General features: G+C 45.9%; 22 protein-coding genes. 12 read left to right on the top strand and 10 right to left on the bottom strand.

The window, feature by feature from the left end:
- The first annotated feature begins 68 nt into the window (after window positions 1–68).
- Window positions 69–1,643: an adenylate/guanylate cyclase domain-containing protein gene (locus QUB66_RS16780; RefSeq protein WP_332968804.1), complete on the top strand. Its 1,575-nt coding sequence runs from the start codon at window positions 69–71 to the stop codon at window positions 1,641–1,643.
- A gap of 35 nt (window positions 1,644–1,678) precedes the next feature.
- Here QUB66_RS16780 and QUB66_RS16775 read toward each other — a convergent pair whose 3' ends face one another.
- The 3 genes from QUB66_RS16775 to QUB66_RS16765 form a co-directional block, all read right to left on the bottom strand.
- Window positions 1,679–1,801: a hypothetical protein gene (locus QUB66_RS16775; protein ID WP_332968803.1), complete on the bottom strand. Its 123-nt coding sequence runs from the start codon at window positions 1,799–1,801 to the stop codon at window positions 1,679–1,681.
- A 7-nt stretch (window positions 1,802–1,808) separates the two neighbouring features.
- On the bottom strand, window positions 1,809–2,189 hold the full coding sequence (locus tag QUB66_RS16770; RefSeq protein ID WP_332968801.1) for a GNAT family N-acetyltransferase: 381 nt from the start codon (window positions 2,187–2,189) through the stop codon (window positions 1,809–1,811).
- Between the two features lie 181 nt (window positions 2,190–2,370).
- Window positions 2,371–2,787, bottom strand: coding sequence for an aspartyl protease family protein (locus QUB66_RS16765; protein ID WP_332968800.1), 417 nt, complete (start codon window positions 2,785–2,787; stop codon window positions 2,371–2,373).
- Between the two features lie 192 nt (window positions 2,788–2,979).
- Here QUB66_RS16765 and QUB66_RS16760 point away from each other — a divergent pair, with 192 nt between their 5' ends.
- From QUB66_RS16760 to QUB66_RS16750, 3 genes are all read left to right on the top strand, one after another.
- The gene (locus tag QUB66_RS16760) at window positions 2,980–3,225 is read left to right on the top strand and encodes a hypothetical protein (protein WP_332968798.1); all 246 of its coding nucleotides are present in this window, start codon (window positions 2,980–2,982) and stop codon (window positions 3,223–3,225) included.
- A complete protein-coding gene (locus QUB66_RS16755) occupies window positions 3,225–3,767 on the top strand; it encodes a hypothetical protein (RefSeq protein ID WP_332968796.1) in 543 nt (180 codons plus the stop codon). The genes QUB66_RS16760 and QUB66_RS16755 overlap by 1 nt, the downstream gene beginning before the upstream one ends.
- A 255-nt stretch (window positions 3,768–4,022) precedes the next feature.
- Entirely contained in the window at window positions 4,023–5,060 is a 1,038-nt protein-coding gene (locus tag QUB66_RS16750) for a bifunctional transcriptional activator/DNA repair enzyme AdaA (protein ID WP_332968794.1), read from the top strand.
- A gap of 254 nt (window positions 5,061–5,314) precedes the next feature.
- On the opposite strand, the gene QUB66_RS16745 is transcribed toward QUB66_RS16750, so the two are convergent.
- Complete coding sequence (locus QUB66_RS16745) at window positions 5,315–7,075, bottom strand: serine/threonine protein kinase (protein ID WP_332968793.1); 1,761 nt, start codon at window positions 7,073–7,075, stop codon at window positions 5,315–5,317.
- A 734-nt stretch (window positions 7,076–7,809) separates the two neighbouring features.
- On the opposite strand from QUB66_RS16745, the gene QUB66_RS16740 reads away from it, so the two are divergent.
- The 3 genes from QUB66_RS16740 (at window position 7,810) to QUB66_RS16730 (ending at window position 10,168) form a co-directional block, all read left to right on the top strand.
- The gene (locus QUB66_RS16740) at window positions 7,810–9,240 is read left to right on the top strand and encodes a form I ribulose bisphosphate carboxylase large subunit (RefSeq protein WP_265236376.1); all 1,431 of its coding nucleotides are present in this window, start codon (window positions 7,810–7,812) and stop codon (window positions 9,238–9,240) included.
- A 137-nt stretch (window positions 9,241–9,377) separates the two neighbouring features.
- Window positions 9,378–9,788, top strand: coding sequence for a RuBisCO chaperone RbcX (gene rcbX, locus QUB66_RS16735; protein WP_265236374.1), 411 nt, complete (start codon window positions 9,378–9,380; stop codon window positions 9,786–9,788).
- A 44-nt stretch (window positions 9,789–9,832) separates the two neighbouring features.
- On the top strand, window positions 9,833–10,168 hold the full coding sequence (locus tag QUB66_RS16730) for a ribulose bisphosphate carboxylase small subunit (protein ID WP_265236372.1): 336 nt from the start codon (window positions 9,833–9,835) through the stop codon (window positions 10,166–10,168).
- Between the two features lie 107 nt (window positions 10,169–10,275).
- Here the strand turns inward: QUB66_RS16730 and QUB66_RS16725 are convergent, their stop codons facing one another.
- The 3 genes from QUB66_RS16725 to QUB66_RS16715 form a co-directional block, all read right to left on the bottom strand.
- Window positions 10,276–10,917: a restriction endonuclease subunit R gene (locus QUB66_RS16725; RefSeq protein ID WP_332968790.1), complete on the bottom strand. Its 642-nt coding sequence runs from the start codon at window positions 10,915–10,917 to the stop codon at window positions 10,276–10,278.
- Between the two features lie 213 nt (window positions 10,918–11,130).
- Window positions 11,131–11,364 carry a hypothetical protein gene (locus tag QUB66_RS16720; RefSeq protein ID WP_265236368.1) on the bottom strand — a complete coding sequence of 78 codons (234 nt, stop codon included), beginning with the start codon at window positions 11,362–11,364 and terminating at the stop codon, window positions 11,131–11,133.
- A 10-nt stretch (window positions 11,365–11,374) separates the two neighbouring features.
- Window positions 11,375–12,598 carry a hypothetical protein gene (locus QUB66_RS16715; protein WP_332968788.1) on the bottom strand — a complete coding sequence of 408 codons (1,224 nt, stop codon included), beginning with the start codon at window positions 12,596–12,598 and terminating at the stop codon, window positions 11,375–11,377.
- Between the two features lie 253 nt (window positions 12,599–12,851).
- Between QUB66_RS16715 and QUB66_RS16710 the strand changes: the two genes are divergently transcribed.
- Window positions 12,852–13,118 carry a hypothetical protein gene (locus QUB66_RS16710; protein WP_265236365.1) on the top strand — a complete coding sequence of 89 codons (267 nt, stop codon included), beginning with the start codon at window positions 12,852–12,854 and terminating at the stop codon, window positions 13,116–13,118.
- A 73-nt stretch (window positions 13,119–13,191) separates the two neighbouring features.
- Here QUB66_RS16710 and QUB66_RS16705 read toward each other — a convergent pair whose 3' ends face one another.
- From QUB66_RS16705 to QUB66_RS16695, 3 genes are all read right to left on the bottom strand, one after another.
- The gene (locus QUB66_RS16705; RefSeq protein ID WP_265236363.1) at window positions 13,192–13,566 is read right to left on the bottom strand and encodes a hypothetical protein; all 375 of its coding nucleotides are present in this window, start codon (window positions 13,564–13,566) and stop codon (window positions 13,192–13,194) included.
- 313 nt (window positions 13,567–13,879) lie between these two features.
- Window positions 13,880–14,377, bottom strand: coding sequence for a 2TM domain-containing protein (locus QUB66_RS16700; RefSeq protein WP_265236362.1), 498 nt, complete (start codon window positions 14,375–14,377; stop codon window positions 13,880–13,882).
- Window positions 14,378–14,578: 201 nt separating this feature from the next.
- On the bottom strand, window positions 14,579–16,174 hold the full coding sequence (locus QUB66_RS16695; RefSeq protein ID WP_332968786.1) for an outer membrane protein assembly factor BamB family protein: 1,596 nt from the start codon (window positions 16,172–16,174) through the stop codon (window positions 14,579–14,581).
- Between the two features lie 127 nt (window positions 16,175–16,301).
- Between QUB66_RS16695 and QUB66_RS16690 the strand changes: the two genes are divergently transcribed.
- From QUB66_RS16690 to QUB66_RS16680, 4 genes are all read left to right on the top strand, one after another.
- Window positions 16,302–18,389: a thioredoxin domain-containing protein gene (locus QUB66_RS16690; RefSeq protein WP_332968784.1), complete on the top strand. Its 2,088-nt coding sequence runs from the start codon at window positions 16,302–16,304 to the stop codon at window positions 18,387–18,389.
- Between the two features lie 496 nt (window positions 18,390–18,885).
- A complete protein-coding gene (locus tag QUB66_RS16685; RefSeq protein ID WP_332968782.1) occupies window positions 18,886–20,064 on the top strand; it encodes a glycosyltransferase family 2 protein in 1,179 nt (392 codons plus the stop codon).
- Between the two features lie 41 nt (window positions 20,065–20,105).
- On the top strand, window positions 20,106–20,198 hold the full coding sequence (locus QUB66_RS29760) for a hypothetical protein (RefSeq protein ID WP_442923297.1): 93 nt from the start codon (window positions 20,106–20,108) through the stop codon (window positions 20,196–20,198).
- Window positions 20,195–21,532 carry a glycosyltransferase family 2 protein gene (locus tag QUB66_RS16680; RefSeq protein ID WP_332968781.1) on the top strand — a complete coding sequence of 446 codons (1,338 nt, stop codon included), beginning with the start codon at window positions 20,195–20,197 and terminating at the stop codon, window positions 21,530–21,532. The genes QUB66_RS29760 and QUB66_RS16680 overlap by 4 nt, the downstream gene beginning before the upstream one ends.
- Window positions 21,533–21,563: the final 31 nt, after the last annotated feature.

The following is a 21,563-nucleotide window of genomic DNA, read 5'->3' as shown; positions in this document are numbered from 1 at the left end:
TATAGGGCTAGCAATTGGTGTTGGCTTGAGATCGATCGAACTTACCTTATTTTTTAAGAATAGACTAGGTGGAAATTAATAGATTAACTTTCAATCCTCCCTTGGCTGCGATCGAACTGCGGCTGCGATCGCTCCTTTCGTCTGAACTCTACGCTGGTGCGTGGGTAGATCCGTCCCCCGCAACACTAATGGGGGTTTTCGAGCACCTGCGCACTCTCCGCTACATCCTCAACGACTACGTACCCAGGCCCGTTTCCCAATCTCCGCCCAACCCGGGGGAGGTGCGCTACCAGTGGCAAACAGGCACTTTGCTATTCACAGATTTGGCAGGGTTTACGTCGCTGTTGGAAGCAAACGCAGCCCAGGGGCGCAAGGGCGCTGAAACGCTGCTGGGGGTGATTAACGACTACTTTGCCTCGATGATTGAAATCGTCAGCAAATCGGGGGGAGATTTGCTGGAGTTTACAGGAGATGCGCTGCTGGTGCAGTTTTTGGCTGGGAAGCACGAACAGGATACAGCCAGGGCGGTGCGGGCGGGTTTGCGGATGCAGCGGGCGATGGCTCAATTTGCGAATATTGAAACGGCGCGGGGTGTTTTGTCTTTGAGGATGCGGGTGGGTATCCACTGCGGCCGCTACATTAGTGCAGATATCGGTACGCCGCTGCGGATGGCCCACGTACTGCTGGGGCATTCAGTCCAGCAAGCCAAGCAGGCTGAGGGTTCTGGGAATGTGGGGCGGGTGTGTTTGACTGAAACTGCTAGAGAGTCTTTGGGAGAGCAATTTCGTTTTGAACCGGGGAAACCGGGTTATTTGTTGGTGGTAGATGATTTCACGGACGATCTACTTGGAGAGTACGATATTACTTTGACTGGGCGGCGGATGCCAAGTTCAGTATTGCTCGATCGCACCGTGTCGGGTTTGGTGAGGGAAATCGGGGAAGCCGTGAAGCGGGTGGAACCCCTTGCTAGTTATATACCCAAAACCATCCTGAAACTGCTGGTTGAAAATGCCGACAGGCGGAAAATCCCGCCGGATTTTCCCGAACCGACGGTGATGTTTGTCAACTTGATCGGTTTACCGGAGTTGGTGGACAAAGCTACGCCAGCCGAGGAAGCTAACCTGGTACTGGGCTGTTCTCGGGTGTTTGCGCTAATTGATGCTGTGGTGTCAGCGAAAGGGGGCGTGCTGCAAAAAGTAACGGCTCACTTGGATGGTTCGGATATACTGATTTATTTTGGCGTACCGGACGTTCATACCGACGATCCAAGTCGCGCTGCGAGTGCGGCGATCGCGATCCGGGATCTAATTGCCAGTTTACCTCCGATCGTCATCGGCGGTCAAAATGTGAAAATAAGCTGTCAAATTGGGTTGTATCGGGGGCCTGTGTTTGCTGCTGAGGTTGGGGAACCGCGAGGGCGCAGGGAGTTTAATATCCTCGGCGATACGGTGAATACGGCTGCTAGGCTGATGAGCAAGGCGGGGGAAAACGAAATTTTGATTGGTGAAAGGGTGTTTGAGTCGATCGAGCTAAACTTCGATTGCGAGGCTTTGGGTGCTGTTTCTCTGAAGGGGAAATCTGCTTTGACTCCGGTTTTTGCTTTGCACGCTTCCAAGGTGGAGAGGGGAAAAGGCAGCGTTTAAATAAATTTTAAGACCTAGGCAAGTGGTATTATTCGCTACTGGCACAGACTAAACTCCGATCGATATTTCACCATTCCGCTGCAATCCTGCAAAGCTCCTCTTTCTAATTCCAACACCATAAAAGCTTCATCAGGTACATCATATTCGCATCCCAACATCTTGCTACTAGCAGTCCCCGAACCCGAAACGCGAATAGAAATCGGGAGATCCCAGCACAACCACTGCCTGAAAATGCGATCGCGCGCACTCTTGTAAGCCCTCGCGGATCAGCAGCGATCCGATACCTTGCCGCTGATAGTTGGGTAGAACTGCGACTGGCGCCAACCCCAGAATTGACAAAGTGCTAGAACATTTTCCTGCGATGACAACCGGACTGAAGAAAATGTGTCCGACCACTTGATCCGATTGTACGGCAACCCAGGAAAATGTAGATGCAATTCCCCGGAGGCGATCGACTAAGTTTGCCTCATTTTCTCGCCCGAATGCCACAATATTGACATTGCGAACAGTTGCTACATCTTCTGGCTTTTCAGTACGGATATTCATAGCTAATACCAAGAGTGACAAATCAATGCAACGATATTGGTAGGGTGTGTCGCCATCGATAGTATCCAAAAAGAGGCGAAAAATCTATCGAGCGACGCACCATCGATAATATTTGAGAAAACAAACTCAACCTCAATTATTGTAGCAAGGATATTTTAAATTGGTATAAGTCCTATAAAAACTACACTCGAATATAGCTTTGGTTGCCCTCTGCCGGTAAAACAATCAACCGTTGATTTTTCAAATCTGGTTCCAAGCCTAAATCTTCGAGTGGAATCAAGCCTATTAAAGGTTCTTGTCCTGCGGGTAGTTCAACGCAATCATACCTTCCTTCTCGTCCCGCTATAGCAAGACTGACATTTTTAAATAGGCGAAATTTTCTAGATCCTATTACAGTATGTCCGTCAATTTCTCCAACTAGGGTTAAACCTAGCTGAGCGATAATTTCTTCAGGCAAACAGAGTCGAGTTGCACCTGTATCGACTAAGACATTATCGAGAGTGAGAGAGCGAATTTGCTCTGTTGGTATAAACCCTCTGTCTGCCAACATTTTGTCTACTTCGTTGGTGACGGCGATTGTTGCAGTAACTCTGCCCATGTTTTATTTTTTTGCTCTGTTACCGAATGATATCGAGCAACTCCTAATAACATTATATACAGCAGCCCTTGCCTATTATATCTAATTTTTACAAGTTTTGTATAGCTAGCTTTCCTGGCAGAAAATGCGCCACCGCTCGCTCTTAACAACAATTAACAGTTAACAAATCTATAAACTCGATCGAGTTGAGTTTTGTTAGACTCTCGCCAACTAAAAGCTAAAGATTTCTTAAAGATTGCATCGATAATTCGCGATCGCCCAAAATCGCACAATCCCGAACATAGTGGCTGCGGGGAATTGAAATATCCGCCCAAATTGCCTCAAACTCTAACACCTGCGCGTGTCAATAGCGACTCCAAAAATCGATCGTCAGTAAATTCAGCCGCAGCCGTAGGCTATATTGAGAACACATCTCAGAAAACAAGCAGAAATTTGTGATGAGTATTAGTAGTAGATTGTTTTACCTGGGGCTGGGATCGCTGGCTGTTTTTTGCATTCACTCTATAATCATCACGACTTTGGAACACGTACCCCCTTCATGGTCTGATCAAGTAGGGTATTTTATGGGAGCGGCATTTTTATTAGCAGTTTCCATAATTACTGCGTTGTGGTGCTATTACTATCTGTTCACTGCTCTGGACACTTACCATAATTCAGAAGCCGAATACTATGATATAGAAATGGAGACTTTTCTCAAGCTCCCAGTCCGGGAAACCAACAAGGAAATAATCAGCCCAGATGAACTAATCATTATTGAGGATAAATTAGCAGATAGCCCCTGCGAAGTATTTTTGCTCGATTTGTGGCACGAAGCGAAAATCATCAGAGGCATCAAATTGCTCACAGGAGGAATCGATCGAGAGTCTTCTAAGGTTTATCTCATTGAAATTGGGCAATCTCCACCCCTGCGCCAATGGCTGAGCGCTCAGGTCATCCGCAAGCAGTCAGGTGCAGGTCAGGAACCAAGGGATTGGATCTAGTTTTAGCTCTCCAAAAAGGCGATTCGGTGGTTTTTTCTATAGCTGACAACTCTAATCTTTTGTTGGGATATATAGCCTTTCTCAAAAAGGTGAGGTACGACTGGGCATTGGGCATTGGGCATTGGGCATTGGGCATTGGGCTATCCTCATCTTTCTGAGAACCGCTATATGTAGAAAAAAAATAGTTGTTAATTTTTCGGTTGTCAAACTTTCGTCACCTCAGCGATATTAGTAATAGTGCACTCAAAAAAAACTATGCTGACAGATGATTTAATGTATCAAGCACTGGTTGATAAAGATGCTTCCTGCGAAGGGACTTTTATGGCAGCAATAAAAACCACAGGTATTTTTTGTCGCCCAACTTGTACCGCACGGAAACCGAAAAAAGAAAATGTAGAATTTTTCCCAACTGCCAAAGCAGCGATACTTCACGGTTACAGACCTTGTAAGGTTTGTAAGCCTTTGGAAATGCTGAATGAAACACCCGATCGCATTCAAGCTATTCTGCGTGAAATCAGCCACAATCCCGCCACAAAATTAACCGATTTGGATTTAACGGCCAGAGGCATTGAGCCAAGTCAAATCCGCCGCTGGTTTTTGAAGAATCACGGCATTACTTTTCATTCCTATCAAAGAATATTGCGGATAAATTCAGCTTTTAAGAAAATACAAAACGGCGAAACAGTTACTGCTACAGCTTACGAGAGCGGTTACGAATCGCTCAGCGGTTTTAACGATTCATTCAAATCTATTTTGGGCGTGTCACCATCAAATAGCAAAAGCAAACAACTAATAGACTTTACCAGATTGGAAACTCCTCTAGGAACTATGTTCGCCTGTGCCGTTGCACAAGGTATTTGCCTTTTAGAGTTTACCGATCGCAAAATGATTGAGAGGCAGTTTGAGTCATTGGCTAAACTTTTAGATGCGACTGTACTGCAAGGCACAAACAAACATTTTGATGTGTTGCAACAACAACTCAATGAGTATTTTGCAGGCAATCGCCAAGATTTTTCGGTGCCGCTAGTCACACCTGGAACGGAATTTCAGCAGGCGGTTTGGCAAGAGTTACAAAATATTCCCTACGGTTCTACTTGCTCTTATCAGCAACAAGCTGCTGCCTTGAAAAATCCTAAAGCAGTTCGTGCTGTGGCAAATGCTAACGGAATGAATAGAATTTGTATTGTTATTCCTTGTCATCGAGTAATTGGATATGATGGAAAATTAACAGGTTATGCGGGCGGTTTATGGAGAAAGAAATGGTTGCTCGATCATGAAGCAGAAAATCGTTGATTGTGAATTAATATTATTTCCATTCAAGAATACCGGGCGGTTGAAACCGCGTCGATAAAAACAAAACCTGCCTCCGCAGGTTGAAGAGTGAGCGGTTAACATCACATTTATGGAGAAAAAATGCACTCTAAGCGGGTTGGAATTCTTGATTTTCTTCATTCCGCGGAGGGGGAATTCGTTTGTGTAGACGCGGTTTAAACCGCCGTTTTATATTATCCCAAGCGTGTTGGGAAATAATATTAATTATGAATTTTTTACCGCCATCCCAACCACCTCAACACGGGCACAACTAAATAATGACTCACTCCTAAACAAAGCCCGATCGCACTTCCCAACAAACCAAAAAACACAACCGAGCCCCAAACCTGCAACCAGCCGAAGGAAGCACCAGACGACAGCGACAAAATCCCCAAAAAACTCCCCGGAAAAATGTTCAAAACATTCAAAAACAAAAACAGTCCCGTAGAACAAACAGCCACCACCAAAGCATGAACTAATTGGTGACTCCGCAAACCCATTCCGATCGTTAAAGTGGCGATCGCAAAAGCCCCTAAAATAATCCCCTGTACCCCGCTAGAAGTGGTTGCTTCCATCCAACACAAACCAGCCAACAAATAGCCCTGAGCTCCCATCAATCCCGATAGCCAATACTGTTTTTGTTGGCGAAAACTCCCCGCATCCGTCAAACCGATCGCAGTGCCCCAACCCGCAAAGGCAAACAGCAGCACTTCCGGCCCGACAGAAAAAGTCATGTTATGGATTAATTGGTGCAAACCTTCATTCAAAAAATTGGCAACTTCTGGACCGATAGGTGAAGCATAGCCCAAAACCAAACCGCCGATCGCCCCAGCACATCCACCAACCCCGCCGAGCACCATTTCCCAGCCGGTATCCAGAGAAGCTACCACGATTTTGGCGATCGCGCCGAACACCAAAACCGTCAAACTTGCTGTTTTTTGCGCCCCCGCCACCACTATTTGCCGGCAGAATTCCACAATAGCTTGACTGACTGGGGCTGTCGCAATTTTGCCCTTACTCCTAGCATAAATCTCCTGCAAGCGCGATCGAACATCCGCAGCCGAAGCCGGACGCTGCTGTATATTCGATCGCACCATATCATCCAACAAATTCGCAAAAGCCGGACTCACAGACACAATATGTCGCCACCGCAACTCCCCCGTCATCGGATCTTCAATTTCCGCCGGATACTTCCCCGTCAGTAAATGAATACAAGTCCGCCCCAGCGCATAAAAATCCGTCGCCGGCACCACACCACCGCCCACAATTTGTTCCGGCGGGCTGTACCCAGGCGAAATCAACCGCGTCGAGCTCGGAGAATCTTTCCCCACCGATTCCCCACCGCCCATCTGCTTAACACCCCCAAAGTCGATCGTCACCAACTGCAAACCGCCCAAACCATTGTTCAATAAAGCTTGTGGTGATTCTGGATCTCGCAGCATCAAATTGCTCGGTTTAATGTCGCGGTGAATAATCTGACACCGATGCAACTCCTCTAAAATTTCCACAGCTTGACTCAGCCAACTAAACACCCATTCCTGCGGACATCCCTGATGGTGCTCTTCGAGAACTTCTTCCAAAGTTTTGCCATGAATCTTTTCCATTACCAAACAAGGTAAGCGCCTCGCTGCGGTATTTCCATCCCCGCCTGCAAAATTTTGGGTTTGGACGTGAAAATAACCGTCCGGCTCGACTCTAGGCACACCAGGATGCCGCAAAAGTGCCAAAACCCAAGCTTCTTGCTCGAACAGTTTTACCGCTTTCGGGGAAGTCTCTAGCAACAATTTCAAGACGCGCTCGGTTTGAGTTTCTGTGTCCCAAACTGTGTAGATGGCTGCAAAACCCCCGGTACCGAGACCTTGTAGAGGTATGTAACGATTTTTTAGCCGCAGCGGGGTTCCGCAACTCTGGCAAAAATTGTTGCCCCAAGTCTGAGGGTAAGGCCTTGGGCAATCTGGATTGATGCAGTGGACGGCTTTTGAAGGGGGATGGGGCACAACCAGAGTAGAAATGGGGCTAGATATCCATATTAGACTTACGCGCAGCTAACGCAGAAACCCGGTTTTAAGCGAAGTTTAATTGCTGTAACGACGGATTTGCGTTGGTTTATACACCAGGTTGCTGCACAACTCCTGTCCATATTATGTGCTATGGTGCGGATTTTTGACTTGGTGGTCTGGGAGTTCTATTAGTTGCCGATCGCACTTGCGACTTCAGAAACCCGGTTTCTTTGTAGATTTCTCGTTAATAAACCTAAATTTTTCGTAGAAACCCGGTTTCTCGCCCCCCCACGAGATTTGAGATTTGAGATTTTGGATTGCAGACTGAATTGCAGTTGAGATCGATTTCAACTACAACCACATATTTAGGTATTTATAACTAATTCCCAATTTCTCAATTCCCAATTTCCCATTCCCAATTACCAATTCTGATTTTCCAGGATCAAATTCTTTACATAAACCTTATTTATCGGTTGTTTGGCTTGCTGCAAAATATCTTTCGCGCGATCGAACTTCCCCGCCCCCTCTGCGATCCCTAGCGTTTCCCCCTGCATCCTTCGCCGCTTGCATTTTATAAGATATGTTACAAATATTGTCTTAATGTAAAGGAAAATAAAGAATACTTATGATGATTAAAAGAATATTAAAATTTGAGAGTGTCCGTTTATTGGTATATTTTTAGGAGCCGGCCATCAGGCCCAAAAAATTAAGCGAATACTAGGAAGCGAGATATGGCTTACGCGCAAACCCAAACTCAATCAAAGGCTGGGTATAAAGCCGGAGTTCAAGACTATAAACTAACGTATTACACACCGGATTACACGCCGAAAGATACAGATATTTTGGCGGCTTTCCGCGTAACTCCACAGCCTGGAGTACCACCAGAAGAAGCAGGCGCTGCTGTAGCTGCTGAATCTTCCACCGGTACCTGGACGACTGTTTGGACTGACCTCCTGACCGACCTCGATCGCTACAAAGGTCGTTGCTACGATATCGAGCCAGTCCCCGGCGAAGACAACCAATATATCTGCTTCATCGCTTATCCTTTGGATTTGTTTGAAGAAGGTTCCGTCACCAACTTGCTGACCTCTTTGGTTGGTAACGTGTTCGGTTTCAAAGCTCTGCGTGCTCTGCGGTTGGAAGACTTGCGGATTCCCATTGCTTACCTGAAAACCTTCCAAGGCCCTCCTCACGGTATTACCGTTGAGCGGGACAAATTGAACAAGTACGGCCGTCCTTTGCTGGGTTGTACAATTAAGCCCAAATTGGGTCTGTCTGCTAAGAACTACGGCCGCGCCGTTTACGAAGTTCTACGCGGCGGTTTGGACTTTACCAAAGACGACGAAAACATCAACTCGCAACCGTTCATGCGCTGGCGCGATCGCTTCCTGTTCGTTCAAGAAGCTATTGAAAAATCCCAAGCAGAAACCGGCGAAGTCAAGGGTCACTACTTAAACGTAACCGCCCCTACCTTTGAAGAAATGATGGAACGGGCTGAGTTCGCCAAAGAAATCAAAACCCCGATCATCATGCACGACTACCTAACCGGTGGTTTCACTGCAAACACCAGCTTGGCTAAATGGTGCCGCAAAAACGGTATTTTGCTGCACATTCACCGCGCCATGCACGCTGTGATCGATCGTCAAAAAAACCACGGTATCCACTTCCGCGTGCTTGCCAAGTGCTTGCGGATGTCCGGCGGCGACCACCTGCACTCCGGTACAGTTGTGGGCAAACTCGAAGGCGAAAAAGGCATCACGATGGGCTTCGTAGACTTGATGCGCGAAGACCACATCGAAGAAGACCGCAGCCGCGGTATTTACTTCACCCAAGATTGGGCCTCCATGCCTGGTGTCATGCCAGTAGCTTCCGGTGGTATCCACATCTGGCATATGCCAGCCTTGGTTGAAATCTTCGGCGACGACTCCTGCTTGCAGTTCGGCGGCGGCACCTTGGGCCACCCTTGGGGCAACGCACCTGGTGCAACAGCTAACCGCGTTGCATTGGAAGCTTGCGTCCAAGCTCGTAACGAAGGCCGCAACTTGATGCGCGAAGGCGGAGACATCATTCGCGAAGCTTGCAAATGGAGCCCTGAATTGGCTGTTGCTTGCGAACTTTGGAAAGAAATCAAGTTTGAATTCGAGGCAATGGATACCGTTTGATGATTTTTGGTTAGAGATTTTAGGTTTTAGGTAGCAAACTTACTGTTAAGTCTTTATCTTGGAAGAAGATTTACAAGTAAGTTTGCATCCAAAATCTAAAATTAACAATCCAAAACTCTTAAGGGCTGGGGTCAAAAATGGATCTCAAACAAGTTGCGAAAGACACCGCTAAGGTGCTGGCAAGTTACCTAACCTATCAATCCGTGCGGATTGTAGTCGCTCAGTTGAGCGAAACCAATCCTGCTCAGGCAATCTGGTTGAATGACTTTTCCACCAAGGGCAAAATCCAAGATGGAGAAGCTTACATTCAAGAGTTGCTGAGGGAAAATCAAGATTTAGGATTTCGGATCATGACGGTGCGAGAATATCTGGCGCACGATGTGACAGAGTTTTTGCCAGAAATGGTTTCTACTGGCATTCAACAGTCGAATATGGAACACAGACGCCAGCATTTAGAGCGAATTACGCAACTTAATTGGTCTGTTTCTAGCAGTCATCCTGAAGCATCAATAGATTCAGAACCGAATCTGGATAATTTGTCGAGTTAATCGATCGACAAGTGCGATCGAACACACACCTTAGAGATACAAAAATGAGAACTTTACCAAAAGAGCGTCGTTACGAAACTCTGTCCTATTTGCCCCCGCTGACAGACGCCCAAATCGCCAAGCAACTGCAATACATCTTGGATCAAGGCTACATTCCCGGCGTAGAATTCAACGAAACCTCTGCCCCTGAAATGCGCTACTGGACATTGTGGAAGTTGCCTTTATTTGGTGCTCGCAGCGTCCAAGAAATCATGGTTGAAGTTCAAGCTTGCCGCCAAGAAAATCCTCAGTGCTACATCCGCGTCATGGGTTTTGACAACGTGAAGCAATGCCAAGTGCTGAGCTTCATCGTGCACAAGCCAAACACCAGAGGCTACTAAGCTTTAACAGCTCTATCTTTTAGAGAAAAAGTTAGCTAAAAATTGAGGTAGGGAATTCTCCCTGCTTCATTTTTTTTATGCAGAAGACTGGGCGGTTGAAACCGCGTCTATACAAACAAAACCCGCCTCCGCGGGTTGAAGAGACGGCGGTTGAAACCGCGTCTATACAAACAAAACCCGCCTCCGCGGGTTGAAGATTGGATTGCTAGAAGTTTACAAATAGCTTTCAAAACTTGCAGCAACACAACTGAAGATTCGGGTTCCATCAAAGTTAGAAAGGGCATTAACTGATAGGTGGGCGGATTGCCGCGACGGATATTAACGAACTGATAAAACTCTCCGCTAGTTGCAAGTCCCCAGACTGACTCCTGATATTCTAAACTTTTATAAGCATAAGTTAGTAGTTGGGGCAAACCGGCACGGGGAGCAATCATACTGTTTTTAGATTCTATTACTAAAATCCAAAATTGTATATCAGCGGCGATTTGTTTTTCTTTATTGATTGCTAAGATGTCAAATCGACCTGTAATCGTTGTGTCTTCATCTTCTATAGTAATATTAGCAATATTTTCTTCTAGACTCATCTTTAAAGGCGATCGATAAAAGCCAGCCAATCGCATTAAAGGAAAAGTAGCTAGAGCTTGTACCAGCCCTTCAGGGACTTTTTCCACAGAAAGGTATTCGCGAAAATCGTTGCGGATTTGTACGAGTTCTAGCTGTTCAAACTCGGTGAGTGGTTCTAATGACAAGAAACTTGGGTACGTATCGTTATTAAAGATTTGTTGAAACTTCAAAAATCACTAACTTCATTGAGCGTTATATTTTTAGGATTAATAACGGTCATAACTTTAAAACCCATTAAGTCTCTATTGTGATTCTAACATATCGGCAAAAGTAGGTTCGTAGTAAGGACTTCAGTCCTTAAATCCGAGGCCGAAAGGACTAAAGTTCTGACTACGAATCTAATCTACTCGATCCATTACAACTCCGTCAACTATTTCATAACCCCAACTAGAATGTCTGGCTGCAAGTTGTTTCGCCATGCCATATTCGCCCAAACTGCAAAGCTCTATTAACTGCTGAAAACCTAAATATTTCTCATGCTGCAATCTTTCCTGCCGCAGCTTGGCTCTTTCTGCATTTGAAGGATTTGCTCGCTCTACTCCCAGCGGATTAATATCCCTAACTCGTTTCATTTTAGCATCCTTAAAAAGGGATATATTCTACGATTTCACCGTCAACTATTTCGTATCCCCATTCTGGGTTAGCAGCGATTTGTTTCTCAACTATACTTCGACCGAGAGAAGTTTGGCAAGCTTTTTGCAAAAAGGAAATACTGGGGATTTCGTCGGCGGTTTGCGGTTCTTTTTGTTCGAGTTTTGGGGGTTCTGCGATTGTTTCAGATGTGGATTGATTCAGGGCAAATTGCGGCGCGATCGCCCCTAATTTATTCATCACGCTTTCTTTGGTAATTTGCGGTCTTTCGTTGAAGGAAGACGGTAAATATGCGTTTTGCACGCCCTGGTTTTTAGCTTTGAGCGCATCATCGGCAATACGATCGCACTTTCGCAAAAAACCCTCCCACAAATCCTTCCCCAAAACCGGGTTTCTCAAGTCAGCACGAGCCTTAGACACTGCTGCTTCCAGCGGTTCGCCCTTGTGCACATAATACTGAATTCGCTCCTCTTCAAACGCCGGATAAGGCACTTCCGGCTCAATTTCCCACTCTCGCTTAACTTTCTGACTTTCTCCTAAAGGAATTCCGGCGATAAATTCGTCCCAAAAAGTCGAGGTTAAGCCCTTTGTCATGCTGTCAATAATTTTAAAAGCCCATCCCGAAGGATTGCCAAATCCTAAGTTGCGATCTCTGGCATATTCTTCTAAGGTGCGCTGAAAGTTATGCAGTTCTGATTGAGAATTCCAAGGCCCGCTAAATTGGTAATTTGGGTTGACTGTAACGGCTATTTTTTGGCGAGGTTCCCCGAAATGTTTGTCGCTTTTAACTACAGGCTCTGGGGGTGAAGTTTCGGCGAATATTTCTAAAGGACGATTGTTATGTTCGCGGCTTGTTTTTGTTATAATATCATCGGAATTAGTTGTCCACAAGTTATTAACTTTTTCCTCAAAAGCGTCAATATCCGCCCAGAGTTCGAGGATTTCGGTGTTGGGATTTGTTGATTTTGCTTTCAGGAGCGATCGCACTTTCAGCAGTTTTATCGCAATTTCTTGTTCTTCGCAATTTAAACCAGTAGCTTTTTCAATTTCACTGCTATTAGTTTTCACCCATTCGTCCGAGTTGCACTGTTGTGCTTGCCATTGCAATAATTGACAAAGAAAAATACTCGCCGTGACTCCGCCCGTAATTTTGCCTAGAGTGGGATAGTAGATGGCGGGATTTCCTAGATTTCCTAAAAATATTCCTATTTTCATTTTTTAGATTCCTAAGTCCCTTGAATCGTAGGGTGCGCATTGCGCACCTTACCCTTGAATCGTAGGGTGCGCATTGCGCACCTTACCTCGACTAAACTAGCATTGAAAAACTTAAGATTTTCTTTAAGCTTCTGTCTATTGCCGACGGAATGGAGTTTCTAGAGGAAAGACGGGGATCGTGTATGCGATCGCCTGATTGACAGAACCGAGTTAAGCGTAATAATAAATTATTCACTGTACAGATCCTCCCAAAATGAATCCAGAACGCCAAGAGGCTTATTTGAACTTAATCGAGCGAGTGCTTACCTGTCCCAACGGCCAAGAACCAGAGGTTTTAAGTTCCTGTTCAGATTTAATAGATGCGGGATTTGTGCAGATGCTAATCCAGATATCAGCTTCAATGGCCGGCGAAGGTGACGCAGATACTGCTAAATTTTTAGTGCAACTTGCTCGTTTGCTGGGGAAATCTTTGGGTTTGTCACCGGATATCGTGCCTGCTGGCTACAGCAGTGCACAGTAGTAGGGGAAAAGTGCGATCGCCTCGTTATATCATGTTTTGATAAATTGCGGCGAATTTAACTGCATCGATGGCTTTACAGTTTATATTCCAGAGGCTCACAAAAATCATTCACCCCAGTTTTAAATACATAAATAATCACCGATGTTACCAAAATCTGCGGGCAAGTTTTGGCTGCGACTAAATCTCTAAAAGCAGCATTCAATTGTCCGTTTATCAACTCTTCTTTTACCTCAGATTTGCAAATAGCAACGCGGCATCTTTTTGCCAATCCGTCCAACCAATTTTCAGAGATATTCGGTTCTTGTCCAGCTTGAATTGCTAGAGAAATCGCTGCATCTTCGATGTTGCCTTCACAATCTTCGATTTCGTCTAGGGCTTTGAGGGCTTCGGGATATTCCGCTAATTGCGATCGAAATTGGGCAATTTCTTGTGAGGTAATAATCACCATAAGATTTTCCTGTGTTTCCTGCTGGCGGATATGTTTAGAAGTTAAAGTTGGTATTATAGCATTTTTTGCTTGAGGTTGGGATTGGGCGATTCCCTAGGGGAGAGCTCTACCGCGCGTACTTAATTACATTTTCAACTGATTTTTGCCACTTCGCAATAGCCAGCCTGGAGGTTAAATCCTCATCTCAAAGCGGAAGTCGGCGCGATGAAGACTGATGTTAAAATTGATTGATTTCCTCTGTTATTGCGAAGTTCGTGAATCAATCGCAGACATTAGGCGATAAATCTGTCATTGACACAAAAGTGACTGAATATCAAGACTGCAACCACTTCATCAGCTTATCCGTCGCAGTACCGATAGACTCTCCCACCTGTTTTTTCAAACGCCATCGCTGAAACGCTTGTTCGTAATCTTCCCCTTCAGTTTGATAAACATTCCAAGCATTTAGCGACAATCCCAATCCCCACGTTAGTAAAATGAACAATGACCAAGAAAGCTCGTGCGATCCTGCTAGATTAAACAAAACTAAAAAAGTATTGATAATGCCGTACTTTGTCAAGTTTTTCCGCAATTTGCCGCGACGGTAAGAGTTAAAAACCAGCTTTTCTTGAAATTCCCCTCTAGTGGCTAACCATTGCTGTTCCGCCACCACAATATCCTGTTCGGAAATGCCCAATTCCGCCGCAATCTCGAAAAGCTGCACTCGGGAAAGTTCGCCTTCATCTTGTCGCCGTGCGATCGCAAGCTGTAAAATACCTTGAGCATCCTCTGAACCGTAAATTTGACTTATTTGACTGTCATTGGTTGCCATAACAAGTTTCCTATAATTCCTGATATCCTTTCTATGATAGAGATAAGCGCAGTTAAACGGTAGGTAGGGACATTGGCGGATTTCAACACCCGAACAGTTGAGTTGACGCATTGGGCTGAGGGCATTGCTAATTGGTAGTAAATAACCAATAACCAATAACTCATAACTAATGACTAATGACTACTGACTACTGACTACTGACTAACCCAAAGTATACATCCAGCCATCCCGCGCACAAATCCTCACAATGCCATCCCAAACAACAGGCGTCGCCTCAAAGGATAAACCCGGTTTAAATCTCCCCGATTCTTTTACCTTCAAACGGTAAAACTCGCCCTTAGCATTTTTCAAAGCATTCTTATCTCCAGATTTCGCTCGTTCCCACTTCAACTCAAACAAATAAACACCATTATATCCCGCACTAATCAGTTTATTGCCATCAGCAAAAATCGGAGTCGAAATCGAAGAACCAATCTCTTTTTTAAAGACTATTACAGGAGTATCATAAGACTGGTTGCGCCAAGGTACAGCATTTTTTTTGCCTGTCATCATATCTTGGGAACCGATATACAAATTGCCGTCGATCGCATTTGTGGCAAATAGCAGCGGAAAGTCCCCAGGATTGTACTCGTCATTCAGCGCCACAGAGCCGATTATCCCACCTTCCCAACTAGAAAGTCGGCGATTTCCGGTTGGCAAAAACCATTCAACGCTGGCATTCGGTGCTTTGTTCGGATTTAGTTTGAGGACTCCACCGTTACCCGCAATGTATTGTTTTTCAATCGCACAAAACAGTTTTCCAGATTTAGAAATTACAGCACTTCCATCTATATCTGAACCAGTATAGAAATCCCAAACAATTTTTTTTGTTTTAATGCTGATACCGTAAATATGACCAGAACCCGCAGCGATAAATAGTTGATCTTTGAGCCTGGACGGCGATGATTCTGCTACCAAATTGCCGCCATGCTTGCGGATATCTCCCGCTGCATAAAGCTGCACTTCCGACAAGATCTGCGGTTGCTTGATTCCTTGTTTAACTTTAGCTTTGCTGGCAGAACTATTCAGAAAATAGCCGATCGCATTTTCCCCCGCATTAAACAACACGCCATCGCCCAGATACAAAGCGCTGCTGTCATTATCCTGACTGTAGCTGGGCGTTCTCCTGATGTCCAGATTCCAAAGTTCCTTGCCTGTTCTAAAAGATATTGCCCTAAAACTCGGTACAACATTTTTGCCACCCCCGCCGCTGCGGCTGCCTTGCAAAATCACAATTCTATTCTCGGCCTTGGCTGTTTTGTCAATATAAATTGTTGAACTTCCTTTAATTATATCATCAAATTTATAGCGCCAAACTTCTTTATTGGTCGCCATATCTATTTTGTGCAAATAGTGGTCGAAAGAACCTATAATTAAATAAATTTTGTCTCTATCTCTGGTAATTGTTGGCTGTCCAGTCCAACCGGCGCCACTCCAAATTTGCGATTGCCTACCCAGAAAAGTCCGGCCGCTTCCTAGCTCAAATTTGTTGATTAACTTCAAGCCCTTGGGAACACCTCGACCGTAAAATGTGCGCTGGTCGTTTCCTAAAAAAGTCGGCACGAATAATTCTACTTCTGGAACTACTTTTTTGGTCGAAACTTTGTTGTTATTAATTTTTAATACAGGTGGACTCGATGGTTCGGCTTGGTTGGAGGATTCGGCTTGGCACTGTTTGAGAACAGCGGGAGGAACTGCCACACTCAGCAAAAATTGTCCAAGCCGTAGATTGAATTTTCTGCGAGATGATAAACTCATTTTATATGGAAATAATCAGTGATTATATTAAAACATGATTGTCGCCAACAACTCAACTTAAATAGTCCGCGCTAAACTACTATAGAACTAACAAGCGCAGTCAGTAAGAGTTAAAGTAGATTTGATTATGGTCAACCGTCTTGCTCAATCCCAAAGCCTTTATCTGCGGAAACACAGCGAAAACCCGATCGACTGGTGGCCCTGGTGCGACGAAGCCCTAGAAACGGCCCGCAGCCAAAATAAGCCGATTTTTCTGTCCATTGGCTACTCTAGCTGCCACTGGTGTACAGTGATGGAAGGGGAAGCATTTTCCGATCGCGCGATCGCCCAATACATGAATTCGCACTTTATACCGATAAAAGTCGATCGCGAAGAACGCCCGGACATCGACAGCATTTATATGCAAACCCTGCAAATGATGACAGGCCAAGGCGGTTGGCCCCTCAACGTTTTTCTCACTCCCGACGAGCGAGTTCCCTTCTACGGTGGTACTTATTTCCCCGTAACTCCGCGCTACGGACGCCCCGGATTTTTAGAAGTTTTGCAATCAATTCGCCGATTTTACGACACAGAAAAGCAAAAATTGCAAGCGTTCAAAGGAGAAATTTTAGACAACCTCCAACAGTCGGCGCTGCTGTCAGCAGCCACCGCAGAATTGAATCGCGAAGTATTCCAAAAAGGCTTAGAACTCAACACCGGAATTATTGCCGGCAGCAACCCAGGGCCCAGTTTTCCAATGATGCCTTATGCTGAGCTAGCATTGAGGGGAACGCGCTTTAATTTTGATTCAAAATATGACAGCAAACAAGTCTGCACTCAGCGCGGATTAGACTTAGCATTGGGCGGCATTTACGACCACGTAGCGGGGGGATTTCACCGCTACACGGTTGATGCAACTTGGACTGTGCCACACTTTGAAAAGATGCTCTACGACAACGGTCAAATTGTTGAGTATTTAGCGAATTTGTGGAGCGCGGGCTTCCAAGAACCAGCTTTTGAAACTGCGATCGCAGGAACTGTAGAATGGTTGAAGCGAGAAATGATCGCACCAACTGGCTATTTTTACGCTGCACAAGATGCTGATAGTTTTAACACTTCAGAGGAAGTTGAGCCGGAAGAAGGAGCTTTTTATGTTTGGACTTACACCGAACTACAAACGCTGTTAAATACTCAGGAATTGGGGGAAATTCAAACACAGTTTACTGTGACTCGTGGTGGCAATTTTGAAGGCAAGAATGTATTGCAGCGCTATCAGCAGGAAAAACTCAGTGCAACGGTAGAAACTGCTTTAGCTAAACTTTTTGCTGTACGCTACGGCGACAATCCCGATACTGTGAAAACTTTTCCGCCCGCCCGCAATAATCAGGAAGCTAAAAACGACACTTGGCCCGGTAGAATTCCCGCAGTTACTGACACGAAAATGATTGCGGCTTGGAATAGCTTAATGATTTCGGGTTTGGCGCGGGCGGCGGCTGTTTTTGGAAATTTGGAGTATTTGGAATTGGCTGTGAATGCTGCTAATTTTATCTTAGATAATCAGTGGACTGACGGGCGGTTTCAGCGGCTAAATTATGATGGACAATCTGCTGTGGCGGCGCAGTCGGAAGATTATGCTTTGTTTGTGAAAGCTTTGTTGGATTTGCATCAAGCGAGTTTGATGTTAGGAAACGGGGAAGCAGTACAACAATTGCCGAATTCTCAGTTTTGGTTGGAGAAAGCTGTGCAGGTGCAAGATGAGTTTGATGAGTTTTTGTGGAGCGTGGAATTGGGAGGGTATTACAATACTGCTAAGGATGCTAGCGACGATTTGTTGGTGCGGGAACGCAGTTATATCGATAGTGCAACTCCGGCGGCGAATGGAATTGCGATCGCTTCTTTGGTTCGCTTGGCATTGCTGGGCCAGAATTTAGAATATCTCGATCGCGCCCAACAAGGTTTGCAAGCTTTTAGCAGTATTATCCGAGATACTCCCCAAGCTTGTCCGAGTCTGCTTTCGGCTCTGGATTGGTATCAGCATTCTACCCTGATTCGCACGTCGTCAGACCAGATTTCGGGGTTGATTTCGCGGTATTATCCGACTGCTGTATGTCAGATTGAGGCTGATTTGCCTGAAGGTGCGATCGGGTTAGTTTGTGAGTGTTTGACTTGCAAAGAACCTGCAAAAAATCAAGAGATGCTATTAGCAGAAATTCGGCACAGTCAAACGCGAGGATAGAAGGAGAAGGAGTGAAGTCCGAACGATCAAAATGCTTCCTAGTAAGGAATGCAAGTCTTTTCAAGTTTAGCCCTCAATTTGCCAAAATCTTGACTAAATTTTCTATCGTCACCTGGAAAGCATGGGCGATTAACGCCTGCAATTGACACAAGCCCCGATGTACGAGAGTCTTCGGCGGTAAAAATTATGTAGGAAAAAAACTTGACATCAGCGGGTAATCGAAAGTAAAAATAAGTAAAAGCAATAACAATAATGAGGCTTTATGTTTGATTCGCGATCGGCGATCGGCAAGTATGGCATTGATATAGCCTTTCTCAGAAAGATCAGGTACGCGAACGGGATATGGGATATGGGATATGGGATATGGCATACCTCACTTTTTTGAGAATCGCTATAAGTTGCTATCTCTTACAACAATTTTGGCTAAAATACATCCGGGAAAATACGGAGTATTTCTGAGTTTTTCACAATAATTTTTCACAATCTAAAATCTAAAATGGCAACAGCTATTCTCGACCTGGAAATATCCAAACTCCCGCCAGAAATTACGGTTGAGGAGCGTTACAGCAAAGCCTTGGTTTTAATTCGACTGCACGGAAAACCGATCGCCCAAGCTCAACTTTCGGTAGTCGGAGGTCGCATTGAGGGTTCCCAATTGCGGGAAACTCTGATGAATGCTGCGGGCGATAACCTGTGGAAAAATTGGCTCTACGATGCTCTGGAATGGGACGAACGCGGGGCGGTAGAGACAATCCCGATCGCCACTGTAGCGGTTTGTACGCGCGATCGCCCGGAAGATTTGCAGCGCTGTCTGGACGCGCTGATGCTGCTCCCAGATGACGGTCAGGAATACTTAGTAATTGATAATTGTCCCGCCACGGATGCTACTCAGGAACTGGTCAAAAATTACCCAAAAGTCCGCTATGTGCGGGAAGATGTACCAGGCTCCAGCGCCGCCCGTAACCGTGCTTTACGTGAGGCTAAACACGAATTCGTAGCGTTTACAGATGATGATGCGGCCCCAGATCCGAATTGGCTGCGATCGCTCTTGCAAAATTTTAGCGATCCGCGAGTTATGTGCGTCACGGGGCTGGTGATGCCCTTGGAGCTCGAAACAGAAGCGCAAGAATGGTTTGAGCGCTACAGCCCCCACGGACGGGGCTTCTATCGCCGAGTTTTTGACGGGGCGCAGTGCAATCCGCTGATTGTGGCTCCGGTGGGTGTTTCGGCGAGTATGGCTTTGCGCAAAAGTTCGATCGACCATATCGGCTTGTTTGATGAAGCTTTGGGGGCGGGAACGCCTACTGTCGGAGGCGAAGACTGCGAATTGTTTGCTCGTATTTTGCGATCGGGCTACTGCATCGTCTACGAACCGAGAGCCTTGAGTTGGCACCGCCACCGGCGCACTTGGGAAGAATTGCAAAAAACGCTCCAAGGCTACGGCATCGGAGTCTATGCTTTCTGGACGCGGATGTTTGTCATCAACAGAGAATTCAGTGTGCCTCTATTAGCTTGGGGATGGCTGCGGCACAAGCAAATTCCTGAATTAGTTGCTTCTTTGCGAAAGCAACCGGATTCGATTCCGAGCGATTTGCTGTTGGCTCAATTGCGGGGCTGTGTCAGCGGGCCGATGGCTTATTTTGCTTCTCGCAAGCAGTTGAAAGTTGACAGTTGACAGTTGTCAGTTGACAGTTGTCAGTTGACAGTTGACAGTCAATTACCGATTACCAATTACCAATTGCCAATTACCAATTACCAATTACCAATTACCAATTGCCAATTACCAATTACCAATCAAATCGAATATGAATAGAGAAAATCCAACTGTTAGCGTAATTATTCCCACTCACAATCGCAGTTCTTCGCTGCGGCGGGCTCTCGATGCTCTGCACTCGCAGACTTATCCGATCGACCTGATGGAAGTTATCGTAGTCGCAGATAGCTGCATTGACGATACTTTGGCAATGCTACAAGACTACAAAGCTCCGTTTAAACTGCACGTGATCGAGGTAAATTGCCGGAGTGCTTCCATCGCCCGCAATACGGGCGCAGCTTCGGCTACTGGGCAGTTGCTGCTGTTTCTGGATGACGATATCGAAGCGCTGCCGCCTTTGGTGGAAAGTCACATTGGCACTCACCAAGAACGTCCGGGCTGTGCTGTCATGGGCCCTTATCCGCCAAAGTTGCAGGGAGGAACTAGATTTTTTGATGTGGAAGTGCGGGCTTGGTGGGAAGAAAAATTTTACCAGATGAGCCGCCCGGATCACCGGTTCGAGTACCAAGATTTGCTCAGCGGCAACCTTTCTCTGGATGCAGAATTGTTTGCTCGTCTCAATGGCTTCGATTCAGCTTTCGGGAACTGCGGCGGAGAAGATTATGAGTTTGGGGTGCGCTTGCTGAAAGCTGATGTCTCTTTTCTGATGGCTGCGGGCGCGGTGGGCTATCATTACGAACACGAAACTAACAATCTCGATCGCTCTTTCCGGCGTGCTCGTCAGGAAGGGCGATCGGATGTTTTGATCGGTCATCGACACCCGGAACTCAGACCGCTACTGAAGATAAAAAACTACGAAGTTCCTTATTCTTTGGCAGACAAAATTTTGGTGGCGATCGCATTTTTCTGGCCGGCGGCTGTAGATTTACTGGGCCTGGGGCTGAGGAAATCCCTTGATTTGTTGGAAAGTTTGGGGATGCGGACTACTTGGCGGTGGCTGCGGGGCAAATTGCGGGGTTATTGGTACTTCCGGGGAGTGATGGATGAATTGAAAAGTCGATCGGCAATTTCTAGTTTTATGCAAGGAGGCTGGGCCCGTGCCGATTTGAGCGATCGCGAAATTGAAATCGATTTGCACGAAGGTTTGGAAGCGGCAGAACGATCGATCGACGCTGAACGGCCCGATGGCATTTATCTCCGTTACGGTGAACTGCCGATCGGCCACGTCACTCCCAAATTCGGTGTCGAGCCGCTGCGGGGCGTCCACCTGCGTTCAATTCTGGCAACTCTGGTATCGGATCAATTGCTAGCTGCGATCGCGGTTAACGGTATGCCCAAAAGTGCCGGAACGGATCTCGAAAAGCCTTTGATTGCTGTTGAGAGTTATGAGTTAGTCGCTAGTCAGCAGTCCTTAGTCCTTAGTCCTTAGACAAGATGGAGATTTCAACTTAAACCTGAAA

This window comes from Microcoleus sp. A2-C3, assembly GCF_036706065.1.
Lineage (GTDB): Bacteria > Cyanobacteriota > Cyanobacteriia > Cyanobacteriales > Microcoleaceae > Microcoleus.
Note: the sequence above shows the minus strand (reverse complement) of the source record. Positions and strands in the feature narration are given on the sequence as shown.

Coding starts and splice junctions, on each gene's coding strand:
- QUB66_RS16755 (WP_332968796.1), top strand. CDS start 3,225: ATGAGTATTAGTAGTAGATTGTTTTACCTGGGGCTGGGATCGCTGGCT.
- QUB66_RS16770 (WP_332968801.1), bottom strand. CDS start 2,189: ATGAATATCCGTACTGAAAAGCCAGAAGATGTAGCAACTGTTCGCAAT.
- QUB66_RS16705 (WP_265236363.1), bottom strand. CDS start 13,566: ATGGTGATTATTACCTCACAAGAAATTGCCCAATTTCGATCGCAATTA.
- QUB66_RS16715 (WP_332968788.1), bottom strand. CDS start 12,598: ATGAAAATAGGAATATTTTTAGGAAATCTAGGAAATCCCGCCATCTAC.
- QUB66_RS16700 (WP_265236362.1), bottom strand. CDS start 14,377: ATGGCAACCAATGACAGTCAAATAAGTCAAATTTACGGTTCAGAGGAT.
- rcbX (WP_265236374.1), top strand. CDS start 9,378: ATGGATCTCAAACAAGTTGCGAAAGACACCGCTAAGGTGCTGGCAAGT.
- QUB66_RS16710 (WP_265236365.1), top strand. CDS start 12,852: ATGAATCCAGAACGCCAAGAGGCTTATTTGAACTTAATCGAGCGAGTG.
- QUB66_RS16730 (WP_265236372.1), top strand. CDS start 9,833: ATGAGAACTTTACCAAAAGAGCGTCGTTACGAAACTCTGTCCTATTTG.
- QUB66_RS16765 (WP_332968800.1), bottom strand. CDS start 2,787: ATGGGCAGAGTTACTGCAACAATCGCCGTCACCAACGAAGTAGACAAA.
- QUB66_RS16720 (WP_265236368.1), bottom strand. CDS start 11,364: ATGAAACGAGTTAGGGATATTAATCCGCTGGGAGTAGAGCGAGCAAAT.
- QUB66_RS16695 (WP_332968786.1), bottom strand. CDS start 16,174: ATGAGTTTATCATCTCGCAGAAAATTCAATCTACGGCTTGGACAATTT.
- QUB66_RS16750 (WP_332968794.1), top strand. CDS start 4,023: ATGCTGACAGATGATTTAATGTATCAAGCACTGGTTGATAAAGATGCT.
- QUB66_RS16680 (WP_332968781.1), top strand. CDS start 20,195: ATGAATAGAGAAAATCCAACTGTTAGCGTAATTATTCCCACTCACAAT.
- QUB66_RS16740 (WP_265236376.1), top strand. CDS start 7,810: ATGGCTTACGCGCAAACCCAAACTCAATCAAAGGCTGGGTATAAAGCC.
- QUB66_RS16775 (WP_332968803.1), bottom strand. CDS start 1,801: ATGTTGGGATGCGAATATGATGTACCTGATGAAGCTTTTATGGTGTTG.
- QUB66_RS16685 (WP_332968782.1), top strand. CDS start 18,886: ATGGCAACAGCTATTCTCGACCTGGAAATATCCAAACTCCCGCCAGAA.
- QUB66_RS16690 (WP_332968784.1), top strand. CDS start 16,302: ATGGTCAACCGTCTTGCTCAATCCCAAAGCCTTTATCTGCGGAAACAC.